The sequence below is a fragment of the Saccharothrix sp. NRRL B-16314 genome (assembly GCF_000716595.1).
GTDB lineage: Bacteria > Actinomycetota > Actinomycetes > Mycobacteriales > Pseudonocardiaceae > Actinosynnema.
In genome coordinates this window covers 161,553-184,811 of record NZ_JNXC01000012.1, presented here as the reverse complement: position 1 = coordinate 184,811, position 23,259 = coordinate 161,553, and the positions used below count along the sequence as shown (strand labels likewise).

Here is a 23,259-nt window from a genome sequence, read left to right as displayed (position 1 = left end):
CGGGCTATGGATGTTCACGTGCGCGACCTCCGCTACTTCGTGGCCGTCGCCGAGGAACTGAGCTTCACCAGGGCGGCGAGCCGGTTGTTCATCTCGCAGCCCACGCTGAGCAAGCAGATCCGTCAGCTGGAGTCGTCCCTGCGCACCGCGCTGTTCGAACGCGACCGGCGTTCGGTCGTGCTGACTCCGGCGGGCCGCGCCCTGCTCACCCACGCGTCCGCGATCATCGGGCGGTGGGAGGACGCGCGGCGCGACGTCGCGGACGTCGTCGCCCGGCAGGACATGGTTCTCACCGTGGGGTTCCAGAACCGCATCGGCCGGGGCCTGATCCCGTCGGTCACCGCCAGGATGGGCGTGGAGTTGCCGGACTGGCGGCTCAAGTTCCGGCAGGTGTCCTGGGGCGACCCGTCGGCCGGGTTGGCCGGCGGTGAGGTCGACGTCGCCGTCACCTGGCTCCCGGTGCCCGACACCGGCGAGTTCACCTGGAAGGTGGTCAGCACCGAGGAGCGCTGGGTGGCGTTGCCGGTCGGACACGCGCTGGCCGGGCGCACTGCGATCCCGTTCTCCGAACTGGCCTCCGAACCGTTCATCGCGCATCCCCCGTCGGCGGGGGCGTTGCGTGACTTCTGGTTGGCCGAGGACCACCGGCGCACACCCGCGCGCGTGGTGGCCGAGGCCGAGAACCCCGACGAGAGCTTCGAACTGGTCGCCGCCGGTGTCGGGATCGTCCTGCTGCCCGCGGAGAACGCCGAGGTGTCCCAGCGCGCGGACGTCGTCCACCGGCCGGTGCTCGGCCTGTCACCCAGCCGGCTGGCCGTCGTGTGGCGGACCAAGGACCGGCGCGAGGCGGTGCACGTGTTCGCCGAGTCGTGCGCGCGCTGCCTGTGCTACCTGCCCGACGGCGCGTCGTCCGTGCCGATCTGACGGTCCGGTGTGCGCTCGGCGCGCAGGGCGTCGAGTTCGACGTGCAGGCGGTCGAGTTGACTCTCGGCGCGTTCGGCTCGGACCAGCGTCTGCGCTCGGGCTTCCTCCAAGGCGTCGAGGCGTTCGCGGGCGGCGCGTTCGGCTTGGTCGAGTTGGGCGCGGTGGGTGTCGCGTTGTTCGGTCAGCTCCGCGCGGGCGCGGTGCAGTTCGGCTCGGGCGTCCTGGGCTGACTGCTCGGCGCGTTCGGCCCTGACCCTCGCGGCGTTCGCGGCGTCGGCCTCGGCCCGTGCGGCGGCCTGTGCCTGCTCGACGCCGGCCTTGGCTTCGGCGACGGCCTGGTCGACGCGGGCTCGCGCGTCAGCCTGGGCGCGGTCGACCTGGGCCTGCGCGTCCTGCCGAACCTGGTCGATCTGGGCTTGGGTGTCCGCGCGGACCTGGTCGATTTCGCGCACGGCCTGCCGTCGGGCCTGTTCGGCATGGGTGACCGCGTCGGCTTTCGCCTGCTCGACCTGGGCCTGGGCGTCGCGCCGGATCTCGTCCACGGCCGCTGCGGCTTCGATGCGGATGGTGGCGATCTCGTTCTCGGCCCGTGCGACGGCGGCGTCGGCTTCGGCGCGTGCGGCGTCGCGCTGTTCGTAGGCGGCTTCGGCGTCCTGTTCGGCTCGTTCGGCGGCACGCACCGCGTCCTCGGTGGTCGCTTCGGCGGCGTGCCGGGCTTGCTCGGCGTCGCGTCGCCGCCGTTCCGCCTTGGCGATCGCCGCCTCGGCCTCGGCGACCCGTCGGGCTGCCTCGGCCTCGACCGCCTGCACCTGGATCTCGGCCACGCTGGGATCGGCGATCGCGGACAGTTCGGCGACCGCACCGGTGAGCGTGGTCGACATCTGCTCGGTGAGCACCCGGAACCGCTCCAACAGTTCCTCAGCCCTGATCTTGCCCGCGGTGATCCCCTGCGGGCCTTTCGTCACGGTGACGATCTCCTGCTCCGCCTCCGCTCCCTGCGCCAACCGCTGCCGTTCCCGCCAGGCACGCCACCGGGTGTGTTCCGGCAGGTCGCAGTACTCAGCCGGCCGCCCCGGCCCGCTGCCCCGGAACACCGGTCGAGTGCAGCCGGGGTAGTTGCAGGTCGTGGAGCCGGCTTCGGTCGTCGTCACCCCAATATCGTAGCACTATTCCGTCACTACAAACGTTAAAGGGCGCAACGCAACGCTATCAGGTGGGAATTTGGTGACTTCCGATAAGTGAACCTTATCGGAAGTCAGGTTTCGGACGGGTTGTCAGCGGAGCACTGCTGCGAACAAGTCGTGACGCGCAGCGGAACCGTCAGCGCCTGAGCTGGGCATATGCAGCAACGTGTCAGCGCGTTCGCACGCGAACTGTCAGCGGGTGCGCCGGCCGGATGTCAGTGACCGATCCAGACGACGGCGCACGACGGCCACGACCGCAGCCGCTACCGCCCCTCCTCCACCGCCATGGAGGGCCGGAGGCGCATGATCTGTAACGGTGTTGTGGTGGATAAGGGTCGTTATCCACCACAACACCGGCGAACACCCAGGCCCTGTCAAGCAGTGGACGTGCGTGACCGCAGTGAAGTGGGGTACGCGTCGAAATGCGGCGACTTGTCTTGACTCGGCATCTCTGGTCGAACCCGCCCCGTTCGGTGCCGGCATCGCCCACCCACACCCGACACGTTGGTGGCGGCCCGTGCCGGAGTCGCCGTAGGAACCAGGAATTCAGGCGGCATCGCTGACCCGCGGTGGAAGCTCCGGTGTGGGCTGAGGGCTTTACGCCAGGGTGCATCTGGCGCCGGAACTCCACGCCCGGCCCCACGGCCGGAGTGGACCTGTGGTGGAGCGAGAAGCACCGGCGGCACGGCGGGAACATCCAGGTCGTGTCCGCTGCGGACGGGTGGCCCCTATGCACCTCCGACGCGTGGCCCGATCGGGACCATGACACGAGCGCCGCACGTGCCAACACGGAGTTGGTGGCCCAACTCGCCGACCAGGTCGGCGACGGTGCACTCGCCCTGACCGAGCCGAGTTACGAGGACGAGTCCGGCCTGTTCAGGATCTCGGTCAAGAAGTCCGCGGACGCGACGCCGTCCCCCGCCGACCACCCGTAAACCGGTTGAGCGGGCCGGGGCGGGTCGGTAGCGTCGAGCCCGTCCGGTTGATCAAGCTTCGGTTGTTCAGGAGGCTGACGATGACGTGCATGGTTTCCGGTGGAGTCATGATCGCTCCGACCGGGGAGCGCGCCGCGCGCTGACCGTGCCGCCGGCACGTCGCCGGCCGTAGCAGCGAGAGAGAGCGCGCACCCCTCCTCGACTCGGAGCGGTCCTCACCGGCCCGCGGGGTTCCTCCCGCAGGCCGCAGGCATCGCCGCGCGCGGTGCCGTGACCCGCGTACCGCACTCCACGAGGAGAAATCCGTGCATTCCTCGCAATCCGGACCACCCGCACAGCCGTTGACCGCGGCCGAAGGCGGACCAAGCGACGTCACCCACTCGGACGGGACCGTCCTGCGTCCCGCCCGACCCTGGACCACGACCGTCCACGCGCTGCTGCGCCACCTGGAGGACGTCGGCTTCACCGGCGCGCCCCGCCTGGTCGGCGACGGCATCGACGCCGACGGCAACGAAGTCCTGACCTACATCGACGGAACCATCGTGCACCCGCACGCGTGGACTGACGAAGGCGTCCGGCAGGCCGGTGCGCTGCTGCGCGACCTGCACGACGCCACCGCCGGGTTCCTGCCGCCACCCGACTCGGTGTGGCAGCCCTGGTGGATGCACCACACCGGCCCGGACACCGTGATCGGGCACTGCGACGCCGGTCCATGGCACATCGTGGCCCGCGACGGCCTCCCCGTCGGGCTCATCGACTGGACCCTCGCCGGTCCCGTCGACCGACTCGACGAGATCGCCGCCGCGGCGTGGTGGAACGCCCAGTTGCACGACGACGACGTCGCCGAGCGCAACGACCTGCCCGACGCGGACCACCGCGCCCGGCAGGTGGGACTGTTCCTCGACGGCTACGGACTCCCGTCCCGCGATCGGGACGGGCTCGTCAGCCGGATGATCGAGTTCGCGATCCGCGACTGCGCCGCCGAGGCGACGTACGCGGGGATCACCCCGGACTCGACCGACCCGGGGCCGCTGTGGGCGCTGTCCTGGCGGGCCCGGTCAGCCGCCTGGATGATCCGCCACCGAGGACTGCTGGAAGCGGCCGTCCGGGGTTAGCCCAGGCCCGCTGACGCAGGCAGTCGTGAGGCAGGGTCGGGCCGTCGGCCCGACCCTGCCCTCCGGAAGCAGCCATCCCGGACCACGGCCGCACGGTGTCGCGGAACTACTCGTACTTCTCCAGCAGGCTCCGGGCCTCGGGGAACATCGGAGCGAGAACCAGCGCTAGCCCCTGATCTTGTTGGTTGGAGGGCTCATGGCACTCCGCTGAGCCCTCGTGATGCAACGACTCGGTAACGCGGGCTGGCGTGGCCATTCGCGGTGCCCTTTCGGGGGTTTCCTATCGCCTGTTGCCTGTGCGGGAAGCCGATCCCGTTGGCGAGGACGTCTACGCACTCGACGCCGAGTGGCGACGCAGATTCTCGGGGATGACGGAGAACCTCTCCTGCCGGGGGTGCGCGATCAGCGTCAACGTGTGGAGTTGCCGGTACCGTGCCGACGCCCACGTGCCTGGCCGAGGGCATGGGCGACCGGTGCCGGGACTCGTGGGACCACGTCGCCGGCTGGGGCACGCACGTGGCGACGGTGCTACGGCATCCGTGGTCGGGGCTGGTGGTGTCCGTGGTCTGCACTCTCGGCGAGATCGTCTACGCCGGCAGCGCCACCGCGCTCGTCACCGCACTCGCCCCGACCCGTGTCCTGGGACGCACCCTCACCCGCTTCGAACTCTCCACGGGCTTCGGTCTCGCCGCTTCCCCCACGGTCATCACCTTTCCCGCACCGCTCGGCCCGACCGCCCTCTGGGGCAGCCTGACCGCTGTGACGCTCCTGTCGGTCTCCGCCGTCGCCACGGAGAAGGACCGGGGAACGCGGCGCGACGGCCCGGCACCCGCGCTCAGCCGGTGGCGGGCCCGAACCACCGGGGCAGTCGGTCGACCAGGTCGTGCTGGTCCTCCCCTACCCACGCCACGTGGCCGTCCGGTCGCAGCAGCACCGCGGGCACGTCCAACTCCTCGCTGACGTCGACGACGTGGTCGACCCGGTCCGCCCAGCCCTTCACCGACAGCCGGCCGGTCTGGTCGAGGAGCAGCCCGCGGCCGTCGTGCATCTGCCCGTACAGGCGTCCCCGCTTCAGCCCCACGTCCCGCAGGCGCCGGCCGAGCAGGTCGTGCCCCTCGCCGAAGTCGTAGCGCAGCCCGGTCGCGATGATCTTCTCGACGAGGTGGCGGTTCACCTCGTCGAAGTCCATCAGCTCCGACAGCAGCCGGCGCACCGCCTGGGAACCCGGGTCTAGGGACATCAGCTGCATCTGGGCGCGGGTGTTGTCCAGCACGGCGGCGGCCACCGGGTGCCGTTCGGAGTGGTAGGTGTCCAGCAGGCCTTCCGGCGCCCAGCCGTTGATCTCGGCGGCGAGTTTCCAGCCGAGGTTGAACGCGTCCTGGATGCCAAGGTTGAGCCCCTGGCCGCCGGTCGGCGGGTGGATGTGCGCCGCGTCGCCGGCCAGCAGCACCCGGCCGGTCCGGTAGCGCTCGGCGAGCCGGGTGGCGTCGCCGAAGCGGGAGAGCCAGCGCGGGGAGTGCACGCCGAAGTCGGTGCCGGCGGTCGCACGCAGTTGCTGTTTCACCTCTTCCAGGGTCGGCGGGACGTTCCGGTCCTGGGCGACGCCCTCGGCGGGCACGATGACGCGGTACACCCCGTCCCCGAGGGGCATGGCACCGAACCGGAGCTGGGTCCTGCGGACTTCGGTCATCACGGCGACCAGCGTCTCCGGCGGCACGTCCACCTCCATCTCGCCCAGCAGCGTCTCGACCCTGCTGGGCTCACCGGGGAAAGCGACGCCGGCCAGCTTGCGCACCGTGCTCCGGCCACCGTCGCACCCGACGAGGTAGCGCGCCCGCAGCCGCGTGCCGTCGGCCGCTTCGACCGTCACGCCGTCGTCGTCCTGTGCCAGGCCGACCAGCTCGCAGCCTCGTCGGATCTCCACGCCGAGTTCGACGGCGCGTTCGGTCAGCAGTCGGTCGGTGAGTGGCTGCGGAATTCCCAGGACATAAGCGTGTGCGGTGTCCAACCCTTTCGGTGACGGCTTGGCGAGACCGGCGAAGAATCCGCCGACCGGGTGCCGGGTGCCGAGTGCGAGGAACCGCTCCAGCAGCCCGCGCTGGTCCATCACCTCGATGCTGCGGGCGTGCAGGCCGAGTGAGCGGACGACCCGGGTCGGCGCCTGCTCCTTCTCCAGCACGAGCACGTTCACGCCGTGCAGGCGCAACTCGCAGGCCAGCATCACGCCGGTCGGACCGGCGCCGGACACGATCACGTCGAACAAGAAAACCCCCGAGTGGACCTGCTTCGAAAAAGCTTCGGCCGCAGATTGTGCGGCACGACCCGGGTCTTGCGGCAAGACCGGGGGTCCGCTATAAGTTGGAGGTGGCAAGGGGTAGGTCTTCTCCTTGCCTTCGTTCTTTTCCCGGCACCTTCCGGTCGGCGGGCGATCATGGTTGAACCGGGCGCCGAATGGCAATGTTCCGCTTACGTCCCCACACAGGAGCAGGCGGTGGCCCCATGATCGTGCCCCTTGACCCGACCGACGACGCCACGGCGGAGGCCGTGCGCCGGATCGCGTTGCAGTCCTACGCGGTGGAAGCGGAGCTGATCGGGAGTACCGGGATGCCGGGCCTGCACGAGTCGGTGGACGACATCAGACGACTGCCGTTGCGGTGGCTGGGCGGGTATGTGGACGGCGAGTTGGTGGCGTTCGTCGGCTACTCGAAGGTCGACGGTGTGCTGGACATCGACCGGTTGTGCGTGGCGCCGAGCCACTTCCGGCTCGGGTTCGCGCGGCGGTTGGTGGAGCAGGTGTTGGCGGAGGGTGGTCCGGCGATCGTGTCGACGGGTGCAGCGAACGCGCCGGCCATCGCGTTGTACGAAGGTCTGGGGTTCCGGTTGGTCGACACCGTGGTGGTCGAGGGCGGTTTGCGGATCGCGCAGTTCGGTCATCCGGGCTCGATCTAGGACGGTTCCTGTCCTGAATGGCCCGTAGCGTGGCTCCCGTGACGCAGATCCGAGTTCTCCACGCCGACGACGCCGAGCGCGCCGACCGTCCGACGCCGGCGGAGCGGGTGATCGGCCGGCGGTTGCGCCGGCATTCGCTGCTGGAGCCGTCGGCCGACCCGGTCGCGGTGGTGCGCGCGATGTGCGGCGCGCACGCCCAGGTGATGTCGGCGGCGGAGTTGTCGATCGGGCTGCGCACCAATTCGACCCGGCAGCAGGTCCGGGACGCGTTGTGGGTGGACCGGACGTTGGTGAAGACGCGGGGGCCGCGCGGCACGGTCCACGTGCTGCCCACGGCGGACCTGCCGATGTGGACGGGCGCGTTGGCGGGGCTGCCGCAGCGGTGGGCGCTGCTCACCGCGGAGCAGGTCGACGAGGTGGTGGCGGCGATCGCGGACGCGTTGCGGGACGCCGAGCTGACCGGCGACGAGTTGACCGAGGCCGTGGTCGAGCGCACCGGGCCGTGGGCGGGCGAGCGGGTGATCGAGGCGTTCGGCGGCACGCCGTGGCCGCGGTGGGTCGAGGCGATGGGCGCGGCGTCGAACCGGGGCGCGATGTGCTTCGCGCCGAACAAGGGCCGCAAGACCGCCTACACCAGTCCGCAGCGGTGGCTGCCGGGTTTCACGCCGGCCGCGGACGGCGCGGTGGAGCTGTTGCGCTCCTACCTGCGCTCCTACGGGCCGGCGACGCAGGCGCACTTCGCGAAGTGGCTGGCCGCGCCGAAGCGGTGGGTGAACGACCTGTTCGAGCGGGCGGACCTGGAGGAGGTCGACGGCGGGTGGGTGGTGCGCGGCGACGCGTCGTGGCCGGACGAGCCGGCGGGCGGGGTGCGGCTGCTCCCCTACTTCGACGCGTACGTGGTGGGCAGCCACCCGCGTGAGGTGGTGTTCCCGGGTCGGGCGTTCGAGCGGGCGCTGTCGGGTGGGCAGGCGGGGAACTTCCCGGTGCTGCTGGTGGACGGCGTGGTCGCCGGGGTGTGGCACCAGAAGCGGTCCGGTCGGCGGATCGTGGTCACGGTGGAGCCGTTCACGACGTTGTCCAGGGCGCGGCTGGCCGAGCTGGACCGGCAGGTGGAGTGGATCGGTGAGTTCCTGGAGGGCCGGCCCGAGTTGACCATCGGCACGGTGACGGTCGGCGGGCACGCGTGACCCGTCGCCGCGAAACCCCGTAATCGTTGGCATGGCCAACAAGTGGGTAGACTGCGGCGGCATGGAGACCAACGGTGCGCCACAACGCCTTCGCGGTGCGACGAGCTGGCTGCTCGGTCAGGCCACGACCCACGCCCACCGGCTCGTGTCGGACGGGCTGGGCGCGGTCGGCGCGCGCCGCTACCACTACTCGTTGATGGCGGCGCTGGACGAGTTCGGGCCGGCCAGCCAGGCGGATCTCGGGCGGCGGGGCGGGTTGGACCGCAGTGACGTGGTGGCCACCGTGAACGAGTTGGCGGACCGCGGTTTCGTCGAGCGCCGGCCGGACCCGGTGGACAAGCGGCGCAACATCGTGACGATCACCCCGGCGGGACTGGCGCACCTGCGCGACCTCGACCGGGTGTTGGGGCAGGCTCAGGACGCGCTGCTGGCGCCGCTGTCGGCGGCCGAGCGGGAGGAGTTGGTGCGGGTGCTCACCCTCGTCCTGGAGCACCACGGATGACGCGCGCGGTGGTGCTGAGCGGGCCGGGGCCGGTGGAGAACCTGGCGGTGGTGGAGCGGCCGGTGCCCGAGCCGCCGCCGGGGTGGGTGCGGGTGAAGGTGGGCGCGTTCGGGTTGAACCGGTCGGAGCTGCACACCCGGTTGGGCCTGGCCGAGGGCGTCACGTTCCCGCGCGTGCCGGGCATCGAAGCCGTCGGCGTGGTGGACAGCGACTGCGACCTGCCGGCGGGGCAGCGGGTGGCGGCGATGATGGGCGGCATGGGGCGGGTGTTCGACGGCGGGTACGCCGAGCACGTGGTGGTGCCCCGCGAGCTGCTGATCCCGTTCGACTCCGACCTGCCGTGGGAGGTGCTGGGCGCGGTGCCGGAGACGTTGCAGACCGCCTACGGCTCGTTGACCACCGGGCTGGACCTGCGGGCGGGGCAGACGTTGCTGATCCGCGGCGGCACGTCCGCGCTCGGGTTCGCGGCGACCGCGCTGGCGAACGACATCGGGGCCACGGTGCTCGCCACGACCCGCAGCGCCGACCGCCTCGACGTGCTGCGCGAGCACGGCGTGGCGCACCCGCTGGTGGACGACGGCGAGGTGGCCCGGCAGGTGCGCGAGCTGTTCCCGGACGGGGTCGACGCGGCGTTGGAGCTGGTCGGCACGCCGACGTTGCCGGACACGCTGGCCGCGACGAAGGTGCACGGCACGGTGTGCTTCACCGGGATGCTGTCCAACGAGTGGGTCGTGCGGGACTTCTACCCCATCGGCTACCTGCCCAAGGGCGTCCGGCTCACCGGGTACGGCGGGGAGGGCGAGGACCTGCCCGCCGAGGTGCTGCAGCGGTTCCTGGACCAGGTCGCGGGCGGTGAGGTGTCGCTCGGGCCGACGACGGTCTACCGGTTGGACGACATCCGGCGCGCGCACGACGACCTGGAGCACAACCGACGGGTCGGCAAGCTCGTCGTGGTGGTCTGAGAATCATCGTCCGGAAACTTTTTCCGGCGTCGTGTCGATCCGGTCCGGTGCCGTTCGTGTAGAGGGCAGGAACCCGACCTGAGGAGGACGAGATGTCCCAGTACATGATCAGCGTGATCGAGCCGACCGGCTACGGCATTCCCGAGCCGGAGGAGCTGGAACGGATCATGAAGAACGTCCAGGCGGTGGACGCCGACATGCGCGAAACCGGCGTGTGGGTGTTCGCGGGCGGTCTGCACGCGCCGGAGACGGCGACGACGCTGCGGCCCGGCGCGAACGGCGAGCTGGTCGTCACCGACGGCCCGTTCGCCGAGTCGAAGGAGCACATCGGCGGGTTCAGCATCATCGACGTGCCCGACCTGGACGCGGCGCTGGAGTGGGGCCGCCGGCTGGGCGTGGCGTGCGAGCTGCCGGTCGAGGTGCGGCCGTTCCAGGACTTCGCCGGCTGACGTGACGCCGGTCGAACAGGTCTTCCGGGCCGAGTACGGCCGGTCGGTGGCCGTCCTGGTCCGCTTCCTCGGTGACATCGAGCTCGCCGAGGAAGCGGTCCAGGACGCGTTCGCTGAGGCCGTTCGGCGCTGGCCGGAGACCGGCGTGCCGCTGAGCCCGGCGGGTTGGATCATCACGACGGCCCGCAACCGGGCGATCGACCGCCTGCGCCGGGAGTCGTCACGTGACGACAAGCAGGCCCAGGCTGCTCTGCTCCAGGTGCGTGACGACCCGGTGGAGGTGGACGTGGTGGGTGACGAGCGGCTGCGGCTGATCTTCACGTGCTGTCACCCCGCGTTGAACCAGGCGGCGCGGGTGGCGTTGACGTTGCGGCTGATCGGCGGGCTGTCCACGGCGGAGATCGCGCGTGCGTTCCTGGTGCCGGAGACGACGATGGCGCAGCGGCTGGTGCGGGCGAAGGCGAAGATCCGGGACGCGCGCATCCCGTACCGGGTGCCGGGCGACGCGGAGCTGCCCGACCGGCTCCGGGGTGCGCTCGCGGTGGTGTACCTGGTGTTCAACGAGGGGTATTCGGCCAGTTCCGGTGACCGTCTGGTGCGCGCGGAGCTGTGCTCGGAGGCGGTGCGGCTGGGGCGGGTGCTGGCGGAGCTGATGCCGGACGAGCCCGAGGTCGTCGGGCTGCTCGCGTTGATGTTGCTGCTGCACGCCCGCAGCCCGGCGCGCACCGGTCCGGACGGCGGTTTGGTGCGCCTGGCCGACCAGGACCGCTCGTCGTGGGACGCGGGGATGACCGCGGAGGGGCGGGAGCTGGTGCGGCGGTGCCTGCGCCGCAACCGGCCGGGCCCGTACCAGGTGCAGGCGGCGATCAACGCCGTGCACAGCGACCCGCCGCCGACCGACTGGACGCAGGTCGTGCAGTTGTACGACCACCTGCTGGTGTTGACGCCGACCCCGGTGGTGGCGTTGAACCGGGCCGTCGCGGTGGCCGAGGTGGAGGGGCCGGAGGCGGCGTTGGCGCTGCTGGACGGGTTGGCCGCCCTGGACCGCTACCACCTGTTCCACGCCGTGCGCGCCGACCTGCTGCGCCGCGCGGGACGGCCGTCGGCGGCGGCCGAGGCCTACCGGCGGGCGTTGGACCTGGCCGGGAACGACGCCGACCACGACCTGCTGCGACGCGGGCTCGCGGAGGTCGCCGAACGGTCGGACGAGTCCGGCTAGTCGGGTCAGCGCAGCTGCCGTACCAGGTCGGCCACATCCTGCGGGGTGAACTCCAGCGACACCACACCGATGGTCAACTCGATGGAGCACCGGGTCGGATCGGGCGACGACGAGACGTGCCTCGGCAGCTCGACGCCGGTCTCGTCGAGGATCCGCTTCACCGCGGCCTCGACGGCGGACTTCGGCGCGGGCACGTGGACGTGGAACAGCGGTGTCTGCGGCACCTCGGGGTGGGTGCGGGCGTAGCCGTCGGCGTTGATGGCGGCGGCGACGGCACGGGCGTGGTCGCGGAACTCGGCCATACGGGGCAACACGTCGTCCAGCCCGACGAGGGCGGCGACGGCCAGCGGCCAGGCGTCCGGGATCGCGCCGCCGAGCCTGCGCCGCCACACCGACGCGGCGTCGACGGTCTCCCGGTCGCCCGCGAGGACGGCGCCACGGACGCCTTCGAGACCCTTGTAGAGCGACACGTAGACGGTGTCGAACAGACCGGCGATCTCGACGAACGGCCGTTCGTAGTAGGTCTGCGCCTCCCACAGGCGGGCGCCGTCCATGTGCGTGGCGGCGCCGCGCCCGCGGGCCCACCCGGTCTGCGCGACCAGGTCGTCCCACTCGGGCAGCAGGCCGCCGATCTCGCGTTGCGGCAGTTCCAGCAGCAGCGCGGCGATCGGCTCGCGGACCTCGGCGAGGTGGTCGAGGATGATCAGGCCGTGGTGGTCGCCTACGGTCTTGTGCCGCAGGCCGTGCACCGCGTTGTAGCCGCCGTCCTCCCACAGCGCGAGGTGGCACTGGGCGTGCGCGGCGAACGTGCGGCGGCCGGTGCGTTCGGCGTGCACGCGCAGCGCGGCCTGCTGCGCCATCGTGCCGGAGGGGAAGAACAGGGCGGCCGGTTTGCCGAGCAGGTCGGCGATCCGCTGTTCGAGTTCCTTCGTCGGGTCGTCCAGGAGGGCGCCCGGCCGGACGCGGTCGAGCATGCGGCGCAGCACCGCGTGCGGGTCGCGGCGCAGCCGGGAGTGCTGGACCAGGGAACGGCGGGTCTCGGAGGCCATCGCCGGAGTCTGGCGTCGCCGCCGGACGGTGTGCAACGGTGTTCCGCCAGTCATGCGACGGATTCCCGGTCCGGCCGCCGCGCCTAGCGTCGGAGTCATGGATCTGACCCGTGCTGATGCCGAACTCGTGCTCGTCGACCACGGCCGCGTGCCGTTCGAACCACGCCCCGCCGGTCTGCTGGACGTGCGGTGGCTGGAGCCGTTGGACGGGGGTGACGCGGTCACGTACTCGCAGTGGTCCGGCCCCGCGGAGGGTGTCGCCGCAACGGGCGGGGCGGTGGCCTACCGCCGCCACCGGTCCGGCGGCCTGACCTCACCGGACCGGCCGGTGGGGTGCGTGGTCCTGGTGTCGGTGGAGTTCGACCGGACCGGTGTCGCCGAGGAGTGGATCGACCTGGTGTTCTCCGCGCTGGCGGCCGAGGACGAGCCGGCGCCGGGCGGCATTTCCGGGCACTTCCACGTGAGCGCGGACGGGTTGCGGGTGCTGAACTACGCGGAGTGGACGTCGGCCCAGGCCCACCGGGACGCGATGGCCCGCGGCGACGGCGCGGTCGGGGTGGGCGACCTGTGGCGACGTGTGCGGTCGTTCACCGGTCTCAAGGGCAGTGACGTTCGGCGTTACAGGGTCGTCGGCGGCTGATCCGGCGTTGATACTGCGTCCATGGGGAAGACCTACGAACGGATCGACGGGCGTCTGCGCGAGTTCATCGAGGCGCAGCCGGTGTTCTTCACTGCCTCCGCGCCGCTGTCGGCCGACGGGCACCTGAACCTGTCGCCGAAGGGCCGCAAGGGCACCTGGCGGGTGCTGGACGACCGGCGGGTGGCGTACCTGGACTTCGGCGGCAGCCACGCGGAGACCATCGCCCACCTGCGGGAGAACGGCCGCATCACGCTGATGTGGTGCGCGTTCGACGGCCCGCCGAACATCGTCCGGGTGCACGGCACGGGCGAGCCCGTGTTCCGGGACGACCCGAGGTTCGCCGAGTTGGCGGCCGGGTTCGGCGACGCGGACGGGCCGGCGTTGCGGGCGATCGTGGTGGTCACCGCGAAGCTGATCAGCGACACGTGCGGGTTCGCCGTGCCGTTCATGGACTACCGGGGCGAGCGGACGCTGCACGAGGACTACTTCGCGCGCAGGTCCGACGACGAGTTCGCCGCGTACTGCGACAACAAGGAGCACGTCGCGGTGAGCCTGGACGGGTTGCCCGCGCTCCCGCTGCCCCTGCCGCCGCGCTGAGGCCCGCCCGGCACCGAAATCCCGTCGGTGGGGCACGCGCCGTGTGACATCGTCTGCGCCGTGGCGAAATATGTGTTCTTCTGGGGGAACGAGGCGAGGCCGGGCGCGCCCGTCGGCAAGCAGTGCCTGAGCCAGTGGTGGGAGTCGCCGTTCACGGTGGACGGGCGGACGTTCCGGACGGCCGAGCACTTCATGATGTGGGGCAAGGCGCAGATGTTCGGCGACGAGCACACCTCCGCCCGGGTCCTCGCGGCCCGCACGCCCCGTGAGGCGAAGTCCCTCGGCCGCCAGGTCCGGGGGTTCGACGACGACGCGTGGGTGGCCGGGCGGCTGGACGTCGTGGTGCGGGGGAACCTGGCGAAGTTCCGCGCGCACGACGACCTGCGCGAGTACCTGCTGGGCACCGGTGACCAGGTGCTGGTCGAGGCGAGCCCGGTGGACCGGATCTGGGGCATCGGGCTGGCTGCGGACGACGAGCGCGCGGCCGATCCGGCCACGTGGCGCGGCCTGAACCTGCTGGGTGAGGCGCTGATGGAGGTGCGCGGCCTGCTCCGGCAGGGCTGAGCGTCGACCGACCGGGGTCGGCGCCGGCAGTGCGCCCGGGCGTGCCGCGCCGGTTGAGGTCAATCGCGTTCCGATCGGCGTACTTCGATCTACGCTAACGGAGTGGCGAGTGGCGCCGATCACCTCGGGAAGGGGGCGGTCGTGCTGGTCGAGGCTCAGCGGAACCGCGGTCCCGTGCGACGGGTGACCGGCCTGGCCCGCAGCACGCCGGGTCGGCTGAGCCTGCTCGCCCTGCTGCTGATCGCGGTGAGCCTGCTGGCCGGTGCGGCGACCGCGGTGTCGGTGCAGCGCCGGTCGGACGCGTTGGAGGCGTTGGCCGACCGCAACGAGCCGCTCGCGTTCGCCGCCCAGGAGGTCTACCGGGCGATGGCCGACGCGGACGCCGCGGCGGCGAGCGCGTTCCTGTCCGGCGGGGTGGAGTCGACGGCGTTGCGGCGGCGGTACGAGGCGGACGTGGCGAAGGCCGCCGCCGCGTTGTCCGCCGCGACCAGCGGGATCACCCGCTCCCCCGAGCTGGTCGAGGCGCTGGCCACGCTGTCCGGTCAGCTGCCGGTGTACACGGGCCTGGTCGAGACCGCCCGCGCGCACAACCGGCAGGGCAACCCCGTGGGCGCCGCGTACCTGCGTGAGGCGTCCACGTTGATGCGGACCCAGCTGCTGCCCGCCGCGCGGGAGCTGTACGAGGTCGAGACGCGGAACGTGGTGCGCGACCTGGAGGACGCCGGGTCGCTGCCGTGGCTGGAGCTGCTGCTGGGCGCGCTGGTGCTGTTCGTGCTGGTGCTGACCCAGCGGTACCTGACCCGCCGGACGAACCGGGTGTTCAACCTCGGCCTGGTGGTGGCGACCGCGTTGACGGTGATCTCGTTGCTGTGGGTGCTGGCGGCGAGCCTGCTGGTCGTCCACCAGGCGTCGCAGAGCAAGAACGAGGCGACGTTGGTGGACCTGCTGGCGCGGGCGCGGATCGCGACGCTCACCGCGCGGGGCGACGAGACGTTGACGCTGGTCGCGCGGGGCAGCGGCGCGGAGTACGAGCAGAACTACGTGGACGCGGACCGGAACCTGGCGGACCTGCTGGGGCGGGCGCGGGCGTTGAACGGGACGCCGCCGGTGGTGGGGGCGATGGACCACCACCGGCGGTGGCAGGAGGCGCACCGCCGCATCCGGGCGGCCGACGACGAGGGCGACTTCACCGCGGCGGTGGACCTGGCGCTGGGGCCCGCCGGTGCGGGCGCGACCACGGCGTTCGACGCGTTGGACTCGGACCTGGTGGACGCCATCGGCGCGGCGCGGGCGGAGCTGACCGAGGCGATCGGACGGGCGCGGGCCGCGCTGGGTGGCACGGTGCCCTTGGTGGTGGTGCTGGCGTTGCTGGCGCCGGCGGCCGGGGCGTACGGGCTGTGGCAGCGGCTCAAGGAGTACTGGTGAAGGCCGGGGTGGTGGCGTTGCTCGCCGCAGTGCTCGCGGCGTGCGCTCCGGTGCCCAGTGCCGCGCCACCGATCGGTGGCGGCTCGGCGGTGCTGCCGCGACCGGCGGACGTGGTGGAGCTGACCACCCCGTTCAGCCCGCCGGCGGTGGCGCCCGCGTCGTGCGACCCGAGGGCGAGCCTGCGTCCGACGGGGCCGCTGCCCGCGCCGGGCATGATGCCGGCGGGGTCGACGATGGCGCGGATCCAGCAGCGGGGGCGGCTGATCGCGGGCGTCGACCAGAACTCGTTCCAGATGGGGTTCCGCAACCCGTTCTCCGGTGAGCTGGAGGGCTTCGACGTCGACATGGTGCGGGAGGTCGCGCGGGCGGTGTTCGGCGATCCGAACGCGATCCAGTACAAGGTGCTGACCTCCGAGCAGCGCATCCCGGCGCTGGAGGACCGGGAGGTCGACATCGTGGTGCGGACCATGACCGTGACCTGCGAACGGTGGCAGCGGGTCAACTTCTCCACCATCTACTACCAGGCCGGGCAGCGGGTGCTGGTGCGATCGAACTCGGACGTGACGGGCATCGAGTCGCTGGGCGGCAAGCGGGTGTGCGCGACGAAGGGGTCCAGTTCGCTGGCCAACGTCGCCGCCGCGCCGGTGCGGCCGGTGGCGGTGTCCGTGTCGCACTGGACGGACTGCCTGGTGCTGCTCCAGCAGGGCCAGGTCGACGCGATCTCCACCGACGACACGATCCTGGCCGGGTTCGCGGCGCAGGACCCGTACACGAAGATCGTCGGCCCGAAGTTCACCGACGAGCCGTACGGGATGGCGATCCCGAAGGCGGACGAGGACTTCGTGCGGTTCGTCAACGCGCTGCTGGAGCGGTTGCGCGCGGACGGCACGTGGACGCGGCTCCACCAGCGGTGGCTCGGCCCTCCTCCCGTGCCGCCCGTCGCGGTGTACCGGGACTGACATGGGACTGACATGGGAGGACTCCACGAGGACGAGGACGGAGGCCCGGAGATGAGCTCCACGAGCCCGATGCGGACGTGTCCACGAGCCGGGTGCGGCGGGCTGGTCGGCGCCGACGGGCTCTGCGAGGTGTGCGGACTCGAGGCGCCGGTCCTCGCCGCCACCGCCCCGACTCCCGCTCCCGGTGCCACCCGCGCTCCCGGGCCTGCTCCCGGTGCCAGGCCTGGCACCGGTCCGGTTACCGGCGCCGACGATCTTTCGGAGGCCGGGCGGGACAGCGGCCCCGCCACCAGCGCCTACAGCAGCCCCGCGACCAGGCCCGCGACCGGCCCGGACACCGGCCCTGACACTGGGCCTGCGACCGACTCCGCAACCAGCCCGACGGCGGGTCCAGCAACCGAGTCTGCAACTGGCCCCGCGACCGGTCCTGCGACTGGGCCGGGCACGGCACCGTGGCCCGCTGCGGCTGCGGCGGCTTCGGGCAGTCCGCGCGGGTCGGGGGGTTCGGGCGGGTCCGGTGGGTCGGGGGGCTCGACCGGGTCGGGTGGTCGGGCGCGGCGGTCGTCGGGGGCGACTCGGTCGTCGGCGCGCGGTCGGCTGGGGGCGGGGTTGGTGGAGGTGCCGCCGGTTCCGTACCGGGACCCCAAGACGGCCGTGCTGACCGACCCGGAGGTACCCGAGGCGAAGCGGTTCTGCTCCAGCTGCGGCAAGGCCGTCGGCCGTGGCCGGGAGGGCAGGCCCGGCCGGGTGGAGGGGTTCTGCGCGCACTGCGGCCACCACTACTCGTTCACGCCGAAGCTGGTGCCCGGCGAGGTGCTGCACGAGCAGTACGAAGTGCTCGGCTGCCTGGCGCACGGCGGCCTCGGCTGGATCTACCTGGCCCTCGACCACGCCGTCAGCGACCGGTGGGTGGTGCTGAAGGGCCTGCTGGACTCCGGTGACGCGGACGCGATGGCCGCGGCGATGGCGGAGCGGCGGTTCCTGGCCGAGGTGGAGCACCCTAATATCGTCAAGATCCACAACTTCGTGCGGCACGAGGACCGGTCCAGCGGCGAGCTGGTCGACTACATCGTGATGGAGTACGTCGGCGGCACCTCGGTCAAGGACATGATCAAGCAGTTGCGGGCGGACGGCACGGGTGCCGGGTCGTTGCCGCTGGCACAGGCGATCGCCTACGCGCTGGAGGTGCTGCCCGCGTTGGGCTACCTGCACGGCGTGGGCCTGCTGTACTGCGATTTCAAGCCGGACAACGTGATCCAGACCGAGGAGCAGTTGAAGTTGATCGACCTGGGGGCGGTGCGGCGCATCGACGACCGGCACTCCCCCATCTACGGAACCGTCGGCTACCAGGCGCCGGAGATCGGCCGGGTCGGGCCGTCGGTGGCGTCCGACCTGTACACGGTGGGCCGGGCGTTGGCGGTGATGAGCTTCGAGTTCGACTTCCGCGGCAAGTGCAAGGAGTCGCTGCCAGGCCCGGACGAGCAGCCCTTGTTGCGCCGGCACGACTCGTTCCGCCGGTTCCTGCGGCGCGCGACGCACCCCGATCCGGAGCAGCGGTTCGCCGCGGCCGACGAGATGGCCGAGCAGCTGACGGGTGTGCTGCGGGAGGTGCTGGCGCAGCAGGACGGCGTGCCACGGCCGGGCGTGTCACGGCAGTTCACGCCGGAGCGGCGGGCGTTCGGCACGGAGGGCGGGCTGGACGCGCGGGCCGTGGCGATGGGCCTGCCCGTGCCGCACGTGGACGCGTCCGACGCGGCGGCCGGTTTCCTGGCCACCGCGGCGACCACGGGTGACCCGGACCAGGTGGTGGCGGCGTTGCGGGCGGCACCGGTGCAGACGGTCGAGGTGCGGTTGCAGGTGGTGCGGGCGGTGATCGAGGCGGGTCGGGTGGACGAGGCGGTCGCCGAGCTGGCAAACCTGACGTCACCGCGGGACGCGGACGACCCGGACGATCCGCTGACGCCCGCGCCGGACGACTGGCGGCCCGGCTGGTACGGGGGCGTGGCGGCGCTGGTGGCCGGCCGGGCGGACGACGCGCGGGCCGCGTTCGAGCAGGTGTGCGACGCGCTGCCCGGTGAGGCGGCGCCGAAGCTGGCGGCGGCGGTGTGCGCGGAGGAGCAGGGCGACCGGGACGCGGCGGCCGGCTACTACGAGGTGGTGTGGCGGACGGACCACGCGTACGTGTCGGCGGCGTGCGGGCTGGCCAGGGTGTTGTCGGCGAGGGGTGACCGGGAGGCGGCGGTGGACGTGCTGCACTCGGTGCCGGACACGTCGATCCACCACGTGGCCGCGCAGGTCGCCGCAGTGCGGACGCAGATGGCCAGTGGGGTGTTGTCGGATGTGATGGCGGCCGGTGCGCGGCTGTCGGGGTTGGAGTTGGACGTGGCGAGGCGGGCCGGGTTGACGGCGGAGTTGCTCCGCGTGGCGTTGGAGTCGTTGCCGGGCAACGGGTCGCCGCCGGCGGGGAGGTTGGTGGGCTGCGAGTGGGACGAGCCGGGTCTGAGGTCGGGCCTGGAACGCTGCTATCGGCAGTTGGCACGGTTGGCGGACACCCCGGAGGAGCGCTTCGCGCTCGTCGACCGCGCGAACGCGGTCCGGCCCAGGACGTTGGTGTGACGATGGAGTCTTGTCCCGAGTGCGCGTCACCGGTGACGTCGCAGGACCGCTTCTGCGAGGCGTGCGGGCGGAACCTGCGCGTGCAGCGGACGCCGGTCGACGGTCCCGGCGCACAGTGGCCGCCGATGTGCCCGTGCGGCGGTGAGGAGTTCGACGCGGAGGGGTTCTGCGAGGCGTGCGGTCGGGCGCGGCCGTCGGCGCGGGACCGGGTGGAGTTCGTGCTGCCCGGTGTGGCCGGGGTGAGCGACCGGGGCAAGCGGCGGCGGCGCAACGAGGACTCGATGGCGTTCGGGCGGGTCCGGGGGCGGGGTGTCGCGGTGGTGGTGTGCGACGGGGTGGCGTCGTCGGAGCGGGCCGAGCGGGCGTCGCAGACGGCGGTGGACACGGCGGCGGACGTGCTGCTGACCGGGTTGCAGTCCGGCACGGACGCCGAGAAGTCCACAGGTGACGCGGTGGTCGCCGCGAACGACGCGGTGAGCCGGTTGGCGCGGCCGGAGGCGGCCGAGGTCGCGCCGTCCTGCACGTTCGTGTCGGCGGTGGTGACGGACGAGTCGGCGACGGTGGGCTGGGTCGGCGACAGCCGTGCCTACCTGGTGGCCGGTGGTGGTGCGGCGCGGTTGACCACGGACGACACGTGGGCGGCGCAGCTCGTGGCGGAGGGCGTGCTGACCGAGGAGGAGGCGCTGACCGACCGGCGGGCGCACGTGCTGTCGCGGTGGCTGGGCGCGGACTCGGGGATCGAGGCGCCGCAGACGGTGACGTTCCGGGTGGAGACGCCGGGGCTGCTGGTGCTGTGCAGCGACGGGCTGTGGAACTACATGCCCGAGCCGGAGGACCTGCTGGCCGTCCTGCCGCGTGGTGTGCCGCCGGTGGAGGTGGCGCGGGAGCTGGTGGACGTGGCGTTGAAGGCGGGCGGGCACGACAACATCACGGTGGTCGTCGTCCAGCTGCGGGGCGGGCACGGCGCTTGAGCCCGCGGTCGGGGTGCTCGCAACGGCCACCAGTGCGGGGGCAACGCGCTGCTGCCGAGCGCATCGGCGTCACCGACTCCGACGATCCACCCGCCTGACATGCCGCTCAGGCGCCGTGTACCTCCGGTTCCTCGTGGAATTCCGCAGCTCGTGCCGGGCACGACAGTTACTCGGCAGCCCCGACAGCAGGGTGGCGGCCACGGCCGTCGCCATGATCAGCGCCACCGCGACGGTCGGAATCCGGGAGAACAGGTCGGGCCGCGTGACGGCGGTGACACCGAGGACGGAGGTCACGGTCGGTGCGATCATCAGCACGAGGCGGCGGGGGTCATGCGTGGCCGCGGCGGTTTCGTGTGGATGTGGACGTCGGCAAGTTCGCCCTGGATGGCGAGGTTCGGCTCGCCGTCGACCAGCACGGTGTAGCGCAGTTCGTGGCTGCGGGTCAGCAGCGCCGGACCGATGGTCAGGGCGGTCGCGGTCACCGTGACCGACGGTTTGCAGACCGCCGCGCGTCCGGGGTCGGACCACTGCTCCAGCAGGCCGATCACAGGCACTCCGAAGTCGAGGGTGAGCGGGGTGCCGTCGAACGCCGCGCGGGGGATGTCCCGGGCGCTACGGCTGACCAGGCTCACCGTGATCACGTGCGGGTTGGACAGCACCTTGCCCCGACGGTGCACTTCGACGTCGTCACCCAGCCCCAGGCCCGAGGGCAGCAGCGATACCAAGGAGTCCTCGGTGATGTGCAGGTGGCGGCGGGGATTGGCCGAGCGGAACGCCGACCACGTGCCCACGGCGATGGCGATTACCGCCACGGCTACCGCGGCGATCGCCCAGAAGGTACCCGACGCGTACCAGTCCACAGGCGGGGCCTGCGACAGCGGCGTTCGTACGGCGGCGCGGGTCGCCGCTGTCGCGGCCACCTGATCGGAGGGTGAACTGCGGTTGATCACCAATTGATACACGTGGTCGGTAGTGCGGGCTGAATCTAGGGTAGGCACTGGTGCGGGTCCTTGGTCTGGATGGTCTCAACCGGGCGTCCAAGCGGACTCGCACACGACGGGCGGTCAGGTTGCACCCTGGCCGCCCGTCCCGCTCTCCGGATCAAGTCCGGATGGTCAGGCGTGGCGTTGGCCGCTACATCAAATAGAACCACGACCAGCGACACACCGAGTAATCGGATCGCCCGCTTTTATAGGTTTTCGGGTTAACCTCTACGAACCCCAAAGCGTGATGGAGCACTTCTTATGCACGCAGCGTGGGGTTTTGGTCTCCCGCACTCTCCCTGCGTCACCCGCGTAGCGCATCCTGGCCTGCTATACGCAGAGTAACGGCCGAGGAGAGAGCGGATATCGGTTCGTGCCGGGTTTTGCCTGGCCGTGAAGTGTCAGGAGACGGACACGGATGTCACCGGACGGTGCCCCCTCGGGATCTCTCCCCAGGTCCGTACCCACGTTCGACGCCGAGGAGGGATCAGAGGAGAGAACGCCCGACTGTCCTGAGCGCGCTGACCAGCTACGAGGAGCGATCATGCAGCGTGATCACCGACACAGTGTCACAGCGGTCGGGCTGCCCTTCCAGCGTCGAAGGCGCCGAGGCGGTGCTGTTGTGGACACCTTCAGGACGACCGAGGGCATGACGCACGCGGCACGACTCAACCGCGCCGAGACCGCGTTGTCGATGCTGTTGATGACCGCTGCGGTGGACGACTACGGCCAGTTGAGCACCGTTGCGGACGCCATCCTGGCCCGTTGGGGAAAGAAGGCGGGGCACTGGGCGGTGGGGCGCAAGAGATCGGCCATCCAGAGCTGCCTCGGCAAGTTCGTGGGCAAGGGTGCCGAACCCGGGAAACTACGGTGGGAGAGAGTGCGCGATCTGCTCGTCGCCGCGGACGCCGAACGTCTGATCTCCGAGGCCGCGTACCTGTTCTGCGAGGCCACCGGAGTCAGGATCCCCGAGGAGAGTTGGTCGGGAGAGAAGCGCAGACCGACGTGGTTCGACGAGGACACCACCGTGTTCACCTCGATCACGGTCGGCGGACGGGAGTGGGCACTGCGCTTCTGGGACCAGGCGCAGGTCGACGAGATGGACCCGGCACCGGGCACTCCGGTCACGCGACTCGACGCCCACGCTGCCGCTGAGCTCATCCGACTGCGCACCGAGGTCGCCGAGCTGCGCGAACGAACCAACGCACTCCAAGACGACGTACGGGACCGTGAACACATCGCCATCGGTATCGCGCTGGAGTTCAACAAGAGCATCGAGTCCAACTACGAGTTGACGGAACAGCTTCGCATCGCCGTACACGCGGCGATCACCAGAGAAGCCGACTTGGCACGCCGGGAACAAGCAGTACGCGATGGCGAGGCTGCCGTGGAGCGCGCCCGAAAGGGGCAGGAAGAGTTCCGGCGAAGCATCGAGCGGCAGGCCGAAGAACGGGTCCTCCGGGTAGAGGGGGACGCCCAGAGCCAGGTGTGGGCCAGCCGGAGGGACCGCCAGTCGGTGATCAGGGAACGCAACGCCCTGCTCGACGAGAACCTCATCCTGCGGCGGAGCGTCTGGGCACTGCGCGACGACGTGCTGATGTCGCTCAAGCGCCGCAACCCGCAGGCCAGCAGGGAGACTCTCCACATGCTGTTGGACGACGTCCTGCCCTCCGGTATCTCGACCAAGGACCTCGAACGCCCCTCCGACGTGCCCGCGAGCGAAGTCCTCCAACTGCCCTCGATCATCGATCAGCAGGACATCGACGAGACCGCCGCCGGACTGAACGACACCTCGTGAGCTTCGAGGAGACCAAGACGCCGTGGAAACCAGCCATGGCGCCGACGTGCGCTTGAGCTTCCGAGGGAGGGCGGAGAGGCCCCACCGGGCCGCTGTTCCGCTCCGGCGTCAACGGCCGCGGCGGTCTTTGCGCTGGCCGTGCTCGCCGGCGCTGACGTATCCACGGCACTGTCCGAAGCCATCCCGCCCAGACGATCCCCGCTCAAGGCGCCACGACGTGGCGGCCTTTCT

At 71.5% G+C, this 23,259-nt stretch carries 20 protein-coding genes and 1 pseudogene; 17 read left to right on the top strand and 4 right to left on the bottom strand.

Features of this window, described 5'->3' with window-relative positions; translation table 11 throughout:
• The first annotated feature begins 6 nt into the window (after window positions 1-6).
• Window positions 7-924, top strand: coding sequence for a LysR family transcriptional regulator (locus OQ02_RS19525; protein ID WP_051772533.1), 918 nt, complete (start codon window positions 7-9; stop codon window positions 922-924).
• Here OQ02_RS19525 and OQ02_RS19520 read toward each other — a convergent pair.
• On the bottom strand, window positions 888-2,075 hold the full coding sequence (locus OQ02_RS19520; protein ID WP_051772532.1) for a hypothetical protein: 1,188 nt from the start codon (window positions 2,073-2,075) through the stop codon (window positions 888-890). The genes OQ02_RS19525 and OQ02_RS19520 overlap by 37 nt on opposite strands.
• Window positions 2,076-2,740: 665 nt before the next feature.
• Here OQ02_RS19520 and OQ02_RS19515 point away from each other — a divergent pair.
• Together OQ02_RS19515 and OQ02_RS19510 are read left to right on the top strand one after the other, a co-directional pair.
• Window positions 2,741-3,043 (top strand): annotated as a pseudogene (locus tag OQ02_RS19515) (transposase family protein); the annotation flags it as partial.
• A gap of 305 nt (window positions 3,044-3,348) precedes the next feature.
• Window positions 3,349-4,158, top strand: coding sequence for a phosphotransferase (locus OQ02_RS19510; RefSeq protein ID WP_156077148.1), 810 nt, complete (start codon window positions 3,349-3,351; stop codon window positions 4,156-4,158).
• A gap of 835 nt (window positions 4,159-4,993) precedes the next feature.
• On the opposite strand, the gene rox is transcribed toward OQ02_RS19510, so the two are convergent.
• Complete coding sequence (gene rox, locus OQ02_RS19500; protein ID WP_033439889.1) at window positions 4,994-6,421, bottom strand: rifampin monooxygenase; 1,428 nt, start codon at window positions 6,419-6,421, stop codon at window positions 4,994-4,996.
• Between the two features lie 236 nt (window positions 6,422-6,657).
• Here rox and OQ02_RS19495 point away from each other — a divergent pair, with 236 nt between their 5' ends.
• The 6 genes from OQ02_RS19495 (at window position 6,658) to OQ02_RS19470 (ending at window position 11,426) form a co-directional block, all read left to right on the top strand.
• Window positions 6,658-7,107 (top strand): GNAT family N-acetyltransferase, encoded by a 450-nt coding sequence (locus OQ02_RS19495; protein ID WP_033439888.1) that lies wholly within the window; start codon window positions 6,658-6,660, stop codon window positions 7,105-7,107.
• A gap of 38 nt (window positions 7,108-7,145) precedes the next feature.
• Complete coding sequence (locus OQ02_RS19490) at window positions 7,146-8,294, top strand: winged helix DNA-binding domain-containing protein (protein ID WP_231500116.1); 1,149 nt, start codon at window positions 7,146-7,148, stop codon at window positions 8,292-8,294.
• Between the two features lie 61 nt (window positions 8,295-8,355).
• The gene (locus OQ02_RS19485; protein ID WP_033440013.1) at window positions 8,356-8,796 is read left to right on the top strand and encodes a MarR family winged helix-turn-helix transcriptional regulator; all 441 of its coding nucleotides are present in this window, start codon (window positions 8,356-8,358) and stop codon (window positions 8,794-8,796) included.
• A complete protein-coding gene (locus OQ02_RS19480) occupies window positions 8,793-9,758 on the top strand; it encodes a zinc-binding dehydrogenase (protein WP_033439887.1) in 966 nt (321 codons plus the stop codon). The genes OQ02_RS19485 and OQ02_RS19480 overlap by 4 nt, the downstream gene beginning before the upstream one ends.
• A 92-nt stretch (window positions 9,759-9,850) precedes the next feature.
• Entirely contained in the window at window positions 9,851-10,207 is a 357-nt protein-coding gene (locus OQ02_RS19475) for a YciI family protein (protein WP_033439886.1), read from the top strand.
• Between the two features lies 1 nt (window position 10,208).
• Window positions 10,209-11,426, top strand: a complete 1,218-nt coding sequence (locus tag OQ02_RS19470; RefSeq protein WP_033439885.1) for an RNA polymerase sigma factor — start codon at window positions 10,209-10,211, stop codon at window positions 11,424-11,426.
• Window positions 11,427-11,431: 5 nt separating this feature from the next.
• Here OQ02_RS19470 and OQ02_RS19465 read toward each other — a convergent pair whose 3' ends face one another.
• Window positions 11,432-12,475, bottom strand: coding sequence for a threonine aldolase family protein (locus OQ02_RS19465; RefSeq protein WP_033439884.1), 1,044 nt, complete (start codon window positions 12,473-12,475; stop codon window positions 11,432-11,434).
• 97 nt (window positions 12,476-12,572) lie between these two features.
• Here OQ02_RS19465 and OQ02_RS19460 point away from each other — a divergent pair, with 97 nt between their 5' ends.
• From OQ02_RS19460 to OQ02_RS19430, 7 genes are all read left to right on the top strand, one after another.
• Window positions 12,573-13,115: an antibiotic biosynthesis monooxygenase gene (locus OQ02_RS19460; protein ID WP_197043399.1), complete on the top strand. Its 543-nt coding sequence runs from the start codon at window positions 12,573-12,575 to the stop codon at window positions 13,113-13,115.
• Between the two features lie 21 nt (window positions 13,116-13,136).
• A complete protein-coding gene (locus OQ02_RS19455) occupies window positions 13,137-13,712 on the top strand; it encodes a pyridoxamine 5'-phosphate oxidase family protein (RefSeq protein ID WP_033439883.1) in 576 nt (191 codons plus the stop codon).
• 60 nt (window positions 13,713-13,772) lie between these two features.
• Window positions 13,773-14,276, top strand: a complete 504-nt coding sequence (locus OQ02_RS19450) for an NADAR family protein (protein WP_231500115.1) — start codon at window positions 13,773-13,775, stop codon at window positions 14,274-14,276.
• Window positions 14,277-14,417: 141 nt separating this feature from the next.
• On the top strand, window positions 14,418-15,701 hold the full coding sequence (locus tag OQ02_RS19445; protein WP_063747106.1) for a hypothetical protein: 1,284 nt from the start codon (window positions 14,418-14,420) through the stop codon (window positions 15,699-15,701).
• A complete protein-coding gene (locus OQ02_RS19440) occupies window positions 15,698-16,660 on the top strand; it encodes a glutamate ABC transporter substrate-binding protein (RefSeq protein WP_033439882.1) in 963 nt (320 codons plus the stop codon). The genes OQ02_RS19445 and OQ02_RS19440 overlap by 4 nt, the downstream gene beginning before the upstream one ends.
• Window positions 16,661-17,278: 618 nt before the next feature.
• Complete coding sequence (locus OQ02_RS19435; RefSeq protein WP_442973652.1) at window positions 17,279-19,276, top strand: tetratricopeptide repeat protein; 1,998 nt, start codon at window positions 17,279-17,281, stop codon at window positions 19,274-19,276.
• A gap of 2 nt (window positions 19,277-19,278) precedes the next feature.
• Window positions 19,279-20,247, top strand: a complete 969-nt coding sequence (locus OQ02_RS19430) for a PP2C family serine/threonine-protein phosphatase (protein WP_081915757.1) — start codon at window positions 19,279-19,281, stop codon at window positions 20,245-20,247.
• Window positions 20,248-20,555: 308 nt separating this feature from the next.
• On the opposite strand, the gene OQ02_RS19420 is transcribed toward OQ02_RS19430, so the two are convergent.
• Entirely contained in the window at window positions 20,556-21,167 is a 612-nt protein-coding gene (locus OQ02_RS19420) for a hypothetical protein (protein ID WP_156077145.1), read from the bottom strand.
• A 685-nt stretch (window positions 21,168-21,852) separates the two neighbouring features.
• Here OQ02_RS19420 and OQ02_RS19415 point away from each other — a divergent pair.
• The gene (locus tag OQ02_RS19415) at window positions 21,853-23,028 is read left to right on the top strand and encodes a hypothetical protein (RefSeq protein WP_033439878.1); all 1,176 of its coding nucleotides are present in this window, start codon (window positions 21,853-21,855) and stop codon (window positions 23,026-23,028) included.
• The last annotated feature ends 231 nt before the right edge of the window (window positions 23,029-23,259 follow it).